Raw genomic sequence first — 15,458 nt, forward strand, 5'->3', positions numbered from 1 at the left:
GTGAAACGCGTCATCGCCGATGGTAGTGTGGGGTTTCCCCATGTGAGAGTAGGTCATCGCCAGGCACTTAATATGAAAACCCCGGTCTCGTTGAGACCGGGGTTTTTGCTTGTGGGGCGCAGGTACACAAACACGTGCGCATCCTCCGTATTTCCCCGCCCCATGTCAGCCTCCATGACCGATTCAGAACACATAGCCAGGCCCGAACAGGTGGCCTGGCTGTGCTACTTGTATCATGCCATCAGGTGGTGTCCGGCATCTATATGAATGAGATTGCCGGTCAGGGCGGAAGCATGGTCACTGACCAGAAAGGCTGCCATCTTGCCTACATCTTCAGGTGTGCCGAGTCGGTGCAATGGGGAGCGGGCGACAGCGTCATCCATTAATTCGTCAAATGCATTGATACCACTGGCTGCGCGTGTCGGCATGGGACCGGGCGACAGTGAATGTACCCTGATAGCATCCTTGCCCAGCTCGGCAGCCAAGTAACGAGCAGAACTTTCCAGAGCGGCTTTTATGGGCCCCATCAGGTTGTAGTGCTCAACGACTCTTTCTGCTCCGTGATAGCTCATGGTAAGCAGTGTGCCGCCGTTGGGCATCAGCGGGCGTGCATGCTTTGCCATTCGGATAAATGAGTGACAGGAAATATCCATTGCTTTGGCAAAACCTTCAGCGCTGGAGTCGACTAACTGTCCATGCAGCTCTTCAAGCGGGGACCAGGCAATCGAGTGAATGACAAAGTCGATGGTTCCCCACGTTTGTTCCAAGTGCTGAAAAAGCTGCTCCAGCTGCCCAGGTTCTGCCACGTCACAGGGAAGGAGCATGTCAGTCCCTAACTGTTTGGCGAGCGGGTCTACATAGGGCTTGGCTTTTTCGTTCAGGTAGGTGACACAAAGCTCTGCGCCCAGAGATGCCAATACTTCGGCACAGCCATAGGCAATACTGTGTCGATTGGCGATGCCGAAGATGACACCGCGCTTTCCTGTCAGATCTATCATGGTTTTCCTTGGTATTGAATGCAGCAACAATAATGGCGTTACTGTGTGACCGGTAGATGAAGCGATAAGGATCCCTGTGAGGGATCCTTATTAATTATTTATTCATTGGACACTGCTAGTTGGCAACGTCGTCTGTGGACGACCTATATGGTAGCCCTGAGCATAATCGATGCCCGTATCCTTAACCAGTTGAAGCACCTCTTCTGTTTCAACGAACTCGGCAACGGTTTTCAGATTCAGTTTTTTTGCCAGCTCCGTAATACTGGTGACAAACGCCAAGTCTTTGGGGTTGTTGGCCATATTGGCAATAAATTCGCCTTCAATTTTAACGAAGTCGATTGGCAGATATTTCAGGTAATGGAAAGATGAAAAGCCTGAACCAAAATCATCAATGGCTAACAGGTAACCTGACTCCTTGAGGCTGCGTACAAAATGCTCCAATACAGAGATGTTCTTGACTGTGTCACGCTCGGTAATCTCGAACACGATCCGTTCGGGCTGCATGCCATGCTGTTGAGTCAGGGCATGCAATGTCTGCAGAAAGTCTCGTACCAGAATGGCGCGTGGTGACAGGTTGATGAACAGGAGGCCTTGATAACCCGTTGCCGTTACCTGTTCAAACGCTTTTTCCATCACGATGTAGTCTAGCAAATGGACCTTGCCCATAGACTCGGCAATCTCGATGAACTCGCTGGCAGACATCAGCTCCTGATTAGGCAAACGAATACGGCTCAGTACTTCGACTGCGGGCTGGTTATCCCCCAGGGGCTGTATCGGTTGGAAAACCGGTACGATACTGCGTTGTTCGATAGCCTCATTGACCAGTAGCATTTTCTGATTGATATCGTTGAAGATATCAGCGACATCATCCTGGTGTGGCAAGCTGATGCGGTTCTTGCCCTGATGTTTGGCTCGATACATCAGGGTGTCGACGAACATGAACAGGTCTTTATGGTTGTCAGCGTGATCCGGAAACAGGCCGACGCCAATAGAACCGGTGATGCGAATAGCTGCACCCGTTTCGGTTGAGAGGACAAACGACTGCAGACAATGCAGCAGCCGTTCCGCGATGACTTCGGTTTGCTCTGCGGATGTTTCCGGAAGGATGATGACAAACTCATCACCGCCATAGCGTGCCAGTACATCACCGGTTTCGAGCACAGCCTGCATGGCCACTGCCAACTGCTGCAGCAAGGTGTCGCCGGTAGCGTGGCCATAGCCGTCATTCACTGCTTTGAAGTTATCCAGATCAATCAGCATCAGTGCGACCTGATAACCGTGCCGCTGACTCCGGTCGAGTTCATAGTCGAGTAATTCCCAGAACATGCGCTGGTTATAAAGATGCGTCAGTGGATCCCGAGTGGCGTAATACTCCAGGTCCCGGGTGTACTTGTAGATCGCTTTTACTGAGCCGACGACATTGAGCAGCGTGGACAAGATGCTCTCCAGCACCAGCACGCGGGTATTGTCCTTGACCATGTCGGCATGCACGCCAATGCCGACAATACCGCCGATCTTGGGCGTTTCGACCAGCAGTGTCTTGGTTTGCAGCTCGATCTCTTTGGCTTCCAGCGTTAACGCCTCACCACTTTGCACGGCGTTGTGGTGGATCACGACTTCACCCGGCAGGGAAAAACTGTCATCGGCTCTCAGCCGTTTCATTACCGCCTGTTCCATCATCATTTTGGTGGTAGCGGCAGGCGGACGCAGCCAGAAGATTTCCAGATCGAACAGCTCATCATCAACCTTGAAGATCGAAAACATGGTGTAAATCTGGATAACCTGATTGATGTCCAGCATCAGCAAGTTGACGTATTCGCGCCAATCGCGCACGACTTCCGAGGTGATGACAAACTTTTCCAGCAAACGGATTTCAAACTCCAGCAGATCCTTGTCCACAGCGATGGTATGCAGTCGCTCGGCGAGGCTTTCGACCTGGGTAAAGATATGATCAATTTCGCGAAAGCCGAGTGCCTGACGATAGTCGGATAACTGATTCAAATCCTGCAACGAATTTACTCGGGCAATACCGCGGCTGAGATCCTCGACCGATTGATTGACCCGCAGCGAGACCTTGCGTACGGCCCAGAATCCGAACAGAGCGGGCAGGGGGGAGAGCAACAGGAGATAGTAGAGCAGTGTGCGGTTGGCGCTATTGAGCTGACGGCTCAGGTCCTGACGGACCTCAATTAATCCCAGATTATCACCGATACGAGCATTGGTATGACAGCTCAAACACGCCTCTCGCGCTTGCAGCGGGTACAGAAAACGCTGCTGCTGGCCGTCAGTGATTTCCATGGTAGTACCGCGCTGCATCGCGTCACGCATTTGGGGATCGAGCTCTGGCTGTTCGATGCTCCCGAAACGTTCACTCACCTTTTGGCCACGGAACAGGCTGACACGCAGGCTGGAAACCTCGTGCTCCGGCTGCGCCAGCTGCTGAATAAACTGTTCCAGTTGCTGCCGTGTCCAGCCCTGACTCATAACCAGATACATGGCATTAAAGGTACTTTCTGCCACCGCACGTGCAACCTCGTCTGCATTGTCGCGGACACTGGATTGATAAGCCTGTCGGCAGACCAGCAGCAGAATAATGAAACCGATGGCGGAAAACAGCAGGGTACGGTTGAGCAGATAGCCGCGGATGGACGGCACGCGATGAGTCATGAGGTTCAAGCCATTGTAATTATTGTGCCGTCATTGTACTGGGGCGTGCCGGAGTGATCTGCAGTCACTTCGGGTATGGTTGATACCTGTCAACTTATTACGACAGTTGTACGACTTTTGGTGCGTAGAACGAAGCGAGTGATCTCATGCAATCCAGCAGTTCGAGTAGTATGCTTGCGCGTTCAGATAGCGTGCAGAGGACAGGATAATGAGTGAGCAGAACAGGGATGCCTTACCCAGCGGATTGGCCATTATTCACGGCAACCGTCTGGAGACTCTGCGCGAAGTGCTGGTGTACTGGATGCAGCGTAATCCTCTGCGCGTATTGGAAAACGAAACCATTCTGGTGCAGAGCAACGGTATTGCCCAATGGTTGCAGTTGGCCTTGGCGCGGGCACCTGATGATGCCGAACAACCTGGCTGCGGCATTGCTGCGGCGCTGGATATACAGCTGCCATCGGCCTTTTTGTGGCAAGCGTATCGCGCAGTGCTGGGTGCGGATCAGGTGCCGTTGACCTCTCCCTATGACAAGTCTCGCCTGACCTGGCGTCTGTTACGCTTGCTGCCTGAGTTGATCGAGCACCCCGAGTGTACGCTGCTGCGCCGTTTTCTGGCGGATGACCTGACCGCTCGCAAGGAGTACCAGTTGGCTGAACGTCTGGCCGACCTGTTTGACCAATATCAGGTATATCGGGCCGACTGGCTTGAAGCCTGGGCCGAGGGACATGACCATCTACTGGACGCGAACGGCCAGCCGCAGGTATTACCCGAGGATCAGCGTTGGCAGCCGGTACTGTGGCGGGCGATCCGAGCCGATCTTGATGTTACACAACGGGATTTGAGCCGTGCCGACCTGCACCAGCATTTTCTTGCGGCCTGTCGCCAGCTGAAGCAGCGGCCTGCCAGCTTGCCACGACGCGTCATTATCTTTGGCATCTCGGCGTTGCCGCAGCAGTTTATCGAGGCCCTTGCCGCGATGGCGCAACACACCCAGGTTCTGCTCTGTGTACACAACCCCTGTCGGCACTACTGGGCCGATATCATTGATGGCAAAGAGCTGCTGCGCAGTACCCGTCGCCGCCAGACGCACAAGGCGGGCATGCCGACGGAACTGAGTGCTGCAGACCAGCATCTGCATGCACAGCCGTTATTGGCGGCCTGGGGCAAGCAGGGCAGGGACTACATTCGCTTACTGGATGAATTTGACGATACCAGCCGGTACCGTGACTGGTTCGAGCGTATTGACCTGTTTGATGAGCCGCAGGCAGACGTGGAACAACTTTCACTGCTGCGCCAGATTCAGCAGGATATTCTGGAACTTGAACCACTGACGGAGACGCCGCGGCAATGGCAAAAAAGTGACCACTCACTGACCTTTCAAGTCGCGCACAGCCGTCAGCGTGAAGTTGAGATACTGCACGATCAACTGCTGCAACGATTCCAGGAAGAACCAACACTCAAGCCGCGAGACATCATCGTCATGGTGCCGGACGTGAACCAGTACGCGCCCCATATCCGTGCCGTCTTCGGGCGTCTTGAGCGCAGCGATCCTCGCTATATACCCTTTACCCTGAACGACCAGCAGAACCGTGGCCAGGCACCGTTGCTGATTGCGCTGGAGCTGCTGCTGCAGTTGCCACAGGAGCGCTTTGGTATCAGTCAGCTGTTTGACCTGCTGGAAGTACCGGCGCTGCGCGAACGGTTCGGCATGCAGGAACATGATCTTCCGCCGTTGCAGCACTGGATACGTGAATCCGGTATTCGTTGGGGGCTTGATGGCGCCCAGCGTGCCGGACTGGATCTGCCGGCGGGGCTGGAACAGAACACTTGGTTGTTCGGTCTGCGTCGCATGCTGCTGGGATACATCATGGGCGAGGAGCAGACCTTTGCCGGGATTGAAACCTATGCCGAGGTGGCGGGGCTGGAAGCGGCACGAGTGGGGCCGCTGGCGGAGCTGGTGAGTGCACTCTTGCGCCTGCGTGAGTCTTTACTCACTCCAAAACCCCAGCAAGAATGGGCCCTGGTGCTGAATGATCTGCTGGAAACCTTCCTGCAGCCGGTCAGCGACCAGGATCTGGTGTTGATGGATACCCTGATCCTGCGCGTACAACAATGGCAGGAAGCCTGCACCGATGCGGCACTCGATAAAGACCTGCCTCTGGAAGTGGTGCGCGAAAGCTGGCTCGACGGCATTGATGAACAGAGCCTGTCACAGCGCTTTCTTGCCGGTGCGGTCAATATCTCCACCCTGATGCCGATGCGTGCGATTCCATTCCGCATGGTGTGCCTGCTGGGCATGAATGATGGCGATTATCCCCGTGTACAGCCGCCGATGGATTTCGACCTCATGGCCGGGCGCTACCGTCCCGGGGATCGTTCCCGCCGCGAAGATGATCGTTACCTGTTTCTGGAAGCTCTGCTGTCGGCACGCGATACGCTGTATATCAGCTGGATCGGTCGTAGCGTACGTGACAACGCCGAGCAGCCCCCTTCGGTACTCGTGGCGCAGCTGCGTGACCACCTTGACCAGGGCTGGCAGGCACCGGAAGAGGATGAACTGCTGACACAACTGACGACCGAGCATCCGTTGCAGCCGTTCAGCACCGGCTATTTCGCGCCTGCGGGTGATGCGCGCCTGTTTACCTATGCCCGTGAATGGCGTGAAATCCATGATCCTGTCATCGACAGCGCGCCCGCCACGCTGGCAATGCCGACCTATCCAGACAGTATCAACCTGAAAACGCTGCAACGCTTTCTGCGCCACCCGGTACAGACTTTCTTCAACCAGCGGCTGAACGTCTGGTTCGAGACTCTGGAAGAGGTACAGGAAGAACACGAACCGTTCAGTTTCAACCGCCTTGACCAGTACCGTCTGGGCTCGGACCTGATCCGTGCCGGGTTGAAAGCCGATGATGCCGAGGCGGGTATCCGTGCCCAGCTGGCGCGCTGGCAGCGAGCGGGTGAGCTGCCGCTGGGCCCTTACGGTGAACGGGCGATGCGGGGAATCATCAGCCCCGCTGCGGCGACCCTGCGCCACCTGGACGCTCTGTTGGAGCAGTGGCAGCCAGTGGCGGAACCGCTGGAGCTACAGTTGGCGCTCAGTGCTCATGGCCATACTCTGCTGCTGGAAGACTGGATTGGCGGGCTGTATCGCCACGGGGATGGTGGTGAATTGGCGTTGATACAATCGTCGCCGCAGGCGATCAGCGAGCAGGGTACGCCGCGCTGGCATCGTCTGGTGCGTGCCTGGATAGATCATCTTGCCGTCAGCGCAAGTGGTTACTCACTTACGACCTTTCTGGTGGGGCCTGATAACACGGCACGGCTACGGCCTCTGGCTGCGGATCAGGCACAAGCCCATCTCAACGTCGTGCTGGAATACTACCTGCAGGCGCTTGAGCGTCCGGCACCTTTGGCGTGCAGAAGCGGACTGGCGCTGTTGACGGCGGCCGAGGGCAAGGACCCGGTCGATATGGCGCATGCCGCTTATACCGGCAACAGCCGTTTTCCCGGTGAAGGCACCACCGATCGCTATCTGCAACGTGCCTGGCCCGACTTTGACGCACTGTTGGTGGCCGGGCTGGATACATGGACCCACGCGCTTTACCAGCCCTTGATTGCACAGGGCGAACTGCTGCCACGGGAGGCATCATGACCGTATCGACCCCCTCTACGGTGCCTCAGGCACTTGATCCGCTGACGTTTCCCCTGCAGGGGCAGCGCCTGATCGAAGCCAGCGCCGGTACCGGCAAGACCTTTACGATTGCCGCCCTCTATGTGCGTCTGGTATTGGGACACGGCGGTGCTGACGCAGGCTTTGGCCGTCCGTTGCTGCCACCGGAAATTCTGGTGGTGACCTTTACCAACGCGGCCACCCGCGAACTGCGTGACCGTATCCGCAGCCGTTTGGCCGACGCTGCACGGGTGTTTCGGGGGCAGGCGGCCGCGGACCCCTTTCTGACCCATTTGCTGGCCGAGCTGGACTATGCCGACACCCAGCAACGGGCACAGGCGGCACGCAAGCTGGAACAGGCGGCCGAATGGATGGATGAAGCGGCGGTTTACACCATCCACAGCTGGTGCCAACGCATGCTCACCCAGCATGCCTTCGATACCGGCAGCCTGTTCCAGCAGCAACTGGAGCAGGACGACAACGAACTCATGGTTGAAATGGCGCGCGACTACTGGCGTAGCTGGTGTTATGCACTGTCACCGACGGCGGCCGAAGCCCTGAGCACGCTGGCGGCTGACCCTGATGCGCTGTTACGTGCGGTCAAACCCCTGTTGCAGCCGGGTGACCATCAGGTCAACTTTCAGGGCAGTCCGCTGACGGCACGGCAATCGCCTGCCGATTATGCCGCGGTGCTGGATGCATGGCTGCCGCACAAACAACGGCTGGAGCAACAGGCCCGCGATAGCTGGCGCACGGCGCGTGACACCGTCGAAGAGCAGCTGCTGAAGGCGGTGCAGTCGAAGGTACTAAACAACAACAGTTACCGCCCCGCCTCAATGGCCGGCAAGCTTGCCGAGATGGCTGCCTGGGCCGAGGGCGACACGCTCGAAGCCGATGCGTTGGCGCACTTTGCCGCCGCCAAATTGCACAGCAAAACCGCCAAGAGCAAACAGGGGCAAACGCCCGACCATGGCGTGTTTGAACAGTTGCAAACACTGGTCGATTACCTGGAAACCCAGCCGCCGGTACAGCCCGTGCAGCTGCATGCCGCCGATTGGATTCAGCACCGCTTTACCCGCTCACGGGAACGGGCCGCTGCATTGGGATTCAACGACATGCTCAGCCGACTCGATGCGTCACTGCAGGCGGAAGGTGGCAGCCATTTGGCCGATACGATTCGCCAGCAATACCCCGTTGCCCTGATTGATGAGTTTCAGGATACCGACCCGCTGCAGTACCGTATCTTCCGGCGCGTGTATGCCGAGAACGCGGACGGCACCTCACTGTTCATGATCGGTGATCCCAAACAGGCGATCTATGCCTTTCGGGGTGCCGATATCCATACCTACCTGCAGGCGCGTACAGACACCGCGGGACGTCACTATACCCTGGGGCGCAATTACCGTTCCTCGACGGCTCTGGTCGAAGCGGTCAACCACCTGTTCAACCATGCGGAAACGCAACAAAGCGAAGGTGCTTTTCGCTTCGCCCGCGCCGACGATAACCCGCTGCCGTTTATTCCGGTTGCAGCCAATGGACGCAAGGACGTCTTCGAGGTCGAAGGTGTCGCGCCGGCGGCGCTGAATCATTGGCTGCTCGACAGTGATGACGACGATGGCATTGCCATTGGTGATTATCGCCAACAGATGGCCGAACACTGCGCCAGCGAAATTCAGCGGCTGTTGCAGCTTGGACTGCAGCAGCAGGCCGGTTTTCGCCAGACATCGGGCACGCTGCAGGCCCTTAAACCCGGTGATATTGCCATTCTGGTACGCAGCGGCAGTGAAGCACGCCTGATCCGTGAAGCATTGGAGCAGCGGGCGGTGCGCAGTGTGTATCTGTCGGACCAGGCATCGGTGTTTGCCAGCCGTGAAGCCGAAGACCTGTGGCGCTGGTTGCGTGCCTGTGCCGAGCCTGAACAGGCCGAGCGGCTGCATGGCGCGCTGGCCACCGTGACTTTGGATCTTGATTACACACAGCTGGAACACTTGGCACGTGATGAGCAGCACTGGGAACACGAAGTTGAGCGCTTCCGGGAACTGCGTACATTGTGGCAACGCCAGGGCGTGTTGCCGATGGTGCGTCACCTGTTGGATGGCTTTGAATTGCCATCGCGTTTGTTGCGTAAATCGGGTGGTGAGCGAGTACTGACCAACCTGTTGCACCTGGCCGAGCTGCTACAGACAGCCAGCACCCAGCTGGAAGGTGAGCTGGCGTTGATCCGTTACCTGCAGGAGCAGATTCTTGACAGCAGCGGTGCCGGTGATGAACACATCATGCGTCTGGAGAGTGATGCCGACCTAGTACAAGTGGTGACCATTCACAAATCCAAGGGGCTGGAATATCCGCTGGTCTTCCTGCCCTTTATCTGCAGTTACCGCGAAGTCAGCGCCGATAATGGCAGTTACCGCTATCAGGGCGAAAGCGGCAGTGTGCTGGAGCTGGATACCGGCGACCAGCAGGCCAAGGCGGCGGCGGATGCTGAACGCCTGCAGGAAGACCTGCGCCTGCTCTATGTTGCCCTGACCCGGCCGGTACACGCCTGCTGGCTGGGTGTCGCCGCGATCAAGCGCAACCGAGCCTTGAGTCTGCACAAAAGTGCATTCGGGCAGTTGCTGGGTTGCCGTGGCAAAACCGATAGCGCAGCCCTGAGCGCAGTATTGCACCCGTTGGCTCAGCCGGGCGTAATGGACGTGGCGTCACCACCGCCGGTTACCCGGCAGCTGTTGATGGCCCCGACCACGGCGGCGCAACTGGCTCCGGCCCGCAGCTGTGCCCGACCGGTGGGCCGAGAGCGCTGGTGGATTGCCAGTTACAGCGCCATCAGTCAGTTGCAGGGACGCGCACCGGCGGAACCTGAACCTGCTGAAACGGCTCGTGAAGAAACCACGCGCGAGCACCGTGACGAAGCGGTCGCCGCTTCAGCGGTGGTCGAGTTTGCCTACGATCCGCATCACTTCTGGAAGGGGCCTCAGGCCGGTACGTTCCTGCATGGCATATTGGAGTGGGCCGCAGAGCAGGGCTTTGCCCGCGTTGTGGATGATGCGCCGCAGCGCCTGGCGTTTCTGGCTCCGCGGTGTCAGCGCCGTGAATGGCAGCCCTGGTTGCCGGTACTGGACCGCTGGCTGGTACAGCTGTTGCAGACGCGATTGCCGTTGGTGGATGACACCCCGGTTGCGTTGGCCGAGCTGGCCCAGTATCAGGCCGAGCTTGAGTTCTGGGTTGAGGTCGGCGAGGTACGGGTTGAACAGCTGGACCGCCTGATCACCCGCCATGTGTTGCCGGGCCAGCCACGTCCGGCTCTGGCGCCGCAGATGCTGGGCGGGATGCTGAAAGGCTTCATCGATCTGGTGTTCGAACATCAGGGCCGGTATTGGGTCGTGGACTACAAATCCAACTGGCTGGGGCCGGATAATACTCACTACAGCCTGGCCGCGATGCAAAAGGCCGTTTTGGACAAGCGCTATGACGTCCAGTACGTCCTGTATCTACTGGCATTGCACCGCCTGCTCAAGGCACGGTTACCGGGCTATGCCGATGACCCGCTGGCAGGTTACGAACAGTATATGGGCGGGGCACTCTACCTGTTCCTGCGTGGAATCGATGCAAATGAACACGGTTGCTGTATCGATCGACCAAGCGCAGAGCTGATTGAAACACTGGACCGTCTGCTGGCGGGCAAGGAGGTCTCCGATGTCTGACACCCTGGATCTGTTCGACAGTGCACCCGCCGCCCCGCTGCATCCGGCGCTGGAACAGTGGTGCATGCTGGAAAGCCTGTTACAGCGCTGGCAGGCGCGGGGCTGGATTCGGGCACTGGATCTGGCGCTGGGCCGTTTCCTGCATGAGCTGGACCCGCAGGCCTCGCCGCTGGTGCTGCTTGCCGGCGTATTGACCAGCCATCAGCTGGGGCGGGGGCATATCTGTGTAGACCTTGAAATGCTGTTGGCAACGCCGGATGCCGCGCTGTCGCTGCCGCCGGACGGTGAGTTCGGAGAAGCCTTGCCGGACCGCCCGGAAGAGCTGTTGCACGGTTTGGGCCTGTCCCAATGGCAGCAGGCATTGGCCACCACGGCCCTGGTCACGGCGGGTGAGGTACCGAGTCCTCTGGTACTTGAAGCCAAGACCACGCGCCTCTATCTGTATCGGCAATGGGGGTATGAAGTCGAAGTCGCCGCGCGCGTGCAGGCACGGTTGGTGCCCGTCGCGGTGGACGAAATGCGTATGCAGCAACGGCTGAAAGACCTGTTCGACCCACTGCCGACACGACTGGACTGGCAACAGCTGGCTTGTGCGTTGGTGGCCGGCCGCCGCTTCGGCATCATCACCGGCGGACCCGGTACCGGCAAGACCACTACCGTCGTGCGTCTGCTGGCGTTGCTGCAGAGCCTGGCCCGTGACGAGGGTCGCACACTGCGTATCCGCCTGGCGGCTCCAACCGGCAAGGCCGCTGCGCGGCTGACCGAATCGATCAGCGGGGCCGTGGGCCAATTGTCTCCGGCATTGCAGCAGGGCATCCCGCATGAAGTGACGACCTTGCACCGTTTGCTGGGTGCTCGCCCGGGGACACGGCGGTTCGTTCATCACCTGGATAACCCGTTGCATGCGGATCTGGTGGTGGTGGATGAAGCGTCGATGATCGACCTTGAAATGATGCACCAGCTGCTGGCGGCACTGCCGCCTCAGGCCCGTCTGATCCTGCTGGGCGACAAGGACCAGCTGGCCTCGGTAGAAGCCGGGTCGGTACTGGGTGATTTGTGTGCAGAGGCCGATGCCGGCGGATACGATGCCGCCACGCTGGCGGCGCTGCAGCGCCAGACCGGGTTGGATGTGGCCGCCTGGCAAGCCGCAGAAGGAGCTGCGTCAACGCAGCCGCTGGCACAGTCGATCGCCATGCTCCGGCACAGTCACCGCTTCGGGGCTGATAGCGGTATCGGCTCATTGGCGCGGGCGGTCAACAGTGGCTCACCGACAGCGGTCAAGCAGGTGTTGGCGGCCGGTTTTGCCGATTTGGGATTGATCACGCTGACAGGCGCCGACGATACGGCGGTGCAGCGACTGGTATTGAAAGGCGGACCGCAACCGGCGGGTGATGCGGGAGGGCCTCAAGGTTATCGTCATTACTTGCGTTGTCTGCATGCTGGTCGGCCCGTGAACGGGGACGCGGATGCACTGGACAGCTGGGCGCGGGGCGTATTGCATGCCTTTGGTGAATTCCAGTTGCTGTGTGCGTTACGACGCGGTCCCTGGGGCGTCGAGGGCCTTAATCAGCGGATTGCAGAAGTGCTGGCGCGGGACGGTCTGATTACGCGCACCGAAGGGTGGTATGAGGGTCGTCCCGTACTGGTAACCCGCAACGACTATGCGCTGGGGCTGATGAATGGCGATATCGGCATGACGTTGGCACTGCCAGGTGCAACGGATGAGCTGCAGTTGCGGGTGGTGTTTCCGCTGGCTGATGGCAGTTTGAAATGGGTACTGCCCAGTCGCCTGCAGGCGATCGAGACAGTGTTCGCCATGACGGTCCACAAGTCACAGGGTTCGGAATTTGCGCACACGGCACTGCTGCTGCCTGCGACCGCCAACCCTGTATTGACGCGTGAGTTGGTCTACACCGGCATCACCCGTGCCAGCCGGTGGTTCACGCTACTGCTTGGACACCGTGGTCGTCTGGATGATGCGGTGCGTACTCGGGTGCGTCGTGCCAGTGGCTTGCGCAGGCGTTTGACCTGAGCAGGATCAACGGTATTGATGCGGTGAGAGCCGGGCGGTTGCGGTATGGTTTAAATGGAATAGAATAATAACTTTTAAGTATATTCTTTATTAGACATACCTCACGCAAAGGAGAGTGCCATGTTGCAACGAAATGGGCGGCTGACACTGGTCGGTGCGCTGTTATTCAGCAGTGCGCTACAGGCACAGGGAGTGGCTGCCGATGGTCGACAGGTAGTGATGCAGGGTGATGGCAGCGGTGCCCCCTGCATGGCGTGCCACGGCATGGATGGGGCCGGCAATAATGCGGCCAGCTTTCCGCGTCTGGCGGGTCTGGATGCCGATTATATTGCCAAACAGATGCGTGACTACAACGCCGGTACCCGTATCAGCGCGATCATGCAGCCTAATGTGGATAATTTGAGTGAACAGCAGATCCTTGACGTCGCCGCGTACTATGCAGAGCAGGCGGTACCCGCTGCACAAGCGGCTACCGGCAATGAAGAGTTGCTGGCGTTGGGCGAAAAACTTGCCAACCGGGGTGACTGGGACCAGTACATACCGGCCTGTGAAAGCTGCCACGGTCCGGATAATCAGGGCGTGGGCTCAACTTTCCCCGGTATTGCCGGCCAGCACGGCAATTATATCCGACAGCAGTTGCACGCTTGGCGCAGCGGTGCGCGCCACAATGATCCCAACCAGTTGATGACCGGGGTTGCCGAACGTTTGACCGAGCAGCAGATTGAAGCGGTTGCCGCATATTTGGGCAGTCGTCAGGCCGTGGCCGCCGAGGGAGAGCAATAATATGAAACATAATTTTATGCTGCTGACAGTGGTATCGGCTGTCATGAGTACACAGGTCGTGGCCAGTGATGCCAAGGTGCCGGTCAATCTTCCCGAGAGCAAGCCCGGACAGTATGTTCATCAGGCCCCGACTATCGATGACCTGATGGCTGATGAATCGGTCCATCCCGAACTGCGCAAGGTGATTTTGAAGGGTTACGATCTGTTCATGAACACCCAGCAGCTGCGTGGCGAGTATGTGTTCAACGACATGAGCTGCAAAACCTGCCACATGGGGGAAGGGCGGATGAACTGGTCAGGTCCGGTGTGGCCGGCGGCGACCACGTTGCCCGACTATCGTGGCAAGAACAAGCACGTCAACTCACTGGAAGAGCGTATCGCGGGCTGCTTTGCCTACTCCATGAACGGTCAGCCACCGGCATATGGCAGCGACGACATGCTGGCGCTGACGGCCTACCATCAGTGGCTGGCCAAAAGCGCTCCGGTGTATGAGAAAAACATATCGGGGCGTGGCTTCAGCCACTTGGGCAAACAGATTCCCGACGATATCAGTTATGCCAAGGGTGAAGCGGTGTACGCAGCCAACTGTGCCATTTGCCACGGCAACGACGGTGCAGGCCAGAAGAAAGATGGCAAGGTTGTGTTTCCGCCATTGTGGGGCGATGGCGCCTATAACTGGGGTGCTGGTCTGACCCGTGTATTCACGGCGGCATCGTTCATCAAGAACAACATGCCGTTGAGCAAACCCGGATCGCTGAGTGATAACGATGCCTGGCAGGTAGCCTGGTATATCAACAGCCAGGAGCGGCCACAGGATCCGCGCTACACCGGTGATGCCCGTGCCACTCGTGAGCAGTTTATCGACTTCCACAAGCACACCCGCTACGGCACCGACGTCAACGGCAAGGTGTTGGGGCAGCACGACAATACCGGCGAGAAGCCATTTCTCAAGCCGAGCAACCTCAAACCGCGTACCTTCGAATAACCCACCCGGCATCAGCGGCGGGGCTGGCTCCGCCGTTTATTCTCCTTTCATCGATCCTCTGGCATGCCGATTGCGTAGTGAGTGCAGGTATACGTCTGGCATAATGCCCGTGCCGCTCACAGCACAAGAGGTAAGCATGAGTACCACTTTGATCTACAGTTTGACCGCCGCCGGATTGCTGGCCATCCTGACACTGTCCGCCTTGATTTACCGGCAAGTGCAGCGCGCGCGTATCCAGCGTGAGCAGCAAGCTGCACGAGAAGCGGAGGCAATTGCCCACTTCGAGGCACATCATCAGTATTTGGAAGAAAGCATCCGCCTGGTAGCCGGTGCTATTTTGCACGACGAAAAAATGACGCTGACCGAGGGCTGCATTCGCCTCAAGGTGCTGCTGGAAAACTATCGTCCGCAACTGCTGCAGCAGGAGACCTATGCGGTGATCAGCGAAGTGTATGACAAGACCAGTCACATGCCGATAAAGGAGGAGTGGCAGGCGCTGCCCAAGAAACTCAAGCACAGTTATCAGCAGGAGATGCAGGCGTTGGAGCAACAGTACGAAGCCGCGCTACAGGTAGTTGCGCGTGAGCTTAGCAGCGGCGAGCCGCTGAAATAACCCGGC

General features: G+C 58.2%; 8 protein-coding genes. 6 read left to right on the top strand and 2 right to left on the bottom strand.

Features of this window, described 5'->3' with window-relative positions; all coding sequences use genetic code 11:
* Positions 1 to 233: 233 nt before the first annotated feature.
* Positions 234 to 998: an enoyl-ACP reductase FabI gene (gene fabI, locus CLV44_RS16375; protein ID WP_211298173.1), complete on the bottom strand. Its 765-nt coding sequence runs from the start codon at positions 996 to 998 to the stop codon at positions 234 to 236.
* Between the two features lie 102 nt (positions 999 to 1,100).
* Positions 1,101 to 3,665 carry a putative bifunctional diguanylate cyclase/phosphodiesterase gene (locus CLV44_RS16380; protein WP_106593200.1) on the bottom strand — a complete coding sequence of 855 codons (2,565 nt, stop codon included), beginning with the start codon at positions 3,663 to 3,665 and terminating at the stop codon, positions 1,101 to 1,103.
* 208 nt (positions 3,666 to 3,873) lie between these two features.
* Between CLV44_RS16380 and recC the strand changes: the two genes are divergently transcribed.
* The 6 genes from recC (at position 3,874) to CLV44_RS16410 (ending at position 15,452) form a co-directional block, all read left to right on the top strand.
* Entirely contained in the window at positions 3,874 to 7,320 is a 3,447-nt protein-coding gene (recC, locus tag CLV44_RS16385) for an exodeoxyribonuclease V subunit gamma (protein WP_106593201.1), read from the top strand.
* Entirely contained in the window at positions 7,317 to 11,039 is a 3,723-nt protein-coding gene (gene recB / locus CLV44_RS16390; protein ID WP_106593202.1) for an exodeoxyribonuclease V subunit beta, read from the top strand. Before recC ends, recB begins: the two co-directional genes overlap by 4 nt.
* The gene (gene recD, locus CLV44_RS16395; RefSeq protein WP_106593203.1) at positions 11,032 to 13,071 is read left to right on the top strand and encodes an exodeoxyribonuclease V subunit alpha; all 2,040 of its coding nucleotides are present in this window, start codon (positions 11,032 to 11,034) and stop codon (positions 13,069 to 13,071) included. Before recB ends, recD begins: the two co-directional genes overlap by 8 nt.
* Before the next feature lie 120 nt (positions 13,072 to 13,191).
* On the top strand, positions 13,192 to 13,854 hold the full coding sequence (locus CLV44_RS16400; RefSeq protein WP_106593204.1) for a c-type cytochrome: 663 nt from the start codon (positions 13,192 to 13,194) through the stop codon (positions 13,852 to 13,854).
* A 1-nt stretch (position 13,855) separates the two neighbouring features.
* The gene (locus CLV44_RS16405) at positions 13,856 to 14,839 is read left to right on the top strand and encodes a c-type cytochrome (protein WP_106593205.1); all 984 of its coding nucleotides are present in this window, start codon (positions 13,856 to 13,858) and stop codon (positions 14,837 to 14,839) included.
* A gap of 136 nt (positions 14,840 to 14,975) precedes the next feature.
* Positions 14,976 to 15,452 (top strand): DUF2489 domain-containing protein, encoded by a 477-nt coding sequence (locus CLV44_RS16410; RefSeq protein WP_170069373.1) that lies wholly within the window; start codon positions 14,976 to 14,978, stop codon positions 15,450 to 15,452.
* Positions 15,453 to 15,458 lie beyond the last annotated feature (6 nt).

Source organism: Marinobacterium halophilum, assembly GCF_003014615.1.
Lineage (GTDB): Bacteria > Pseudomonadota > Gammaproteobacteria > Pseudomonadales > Balneatricaceae > Marinobacterium > Marinobacterium halophilum.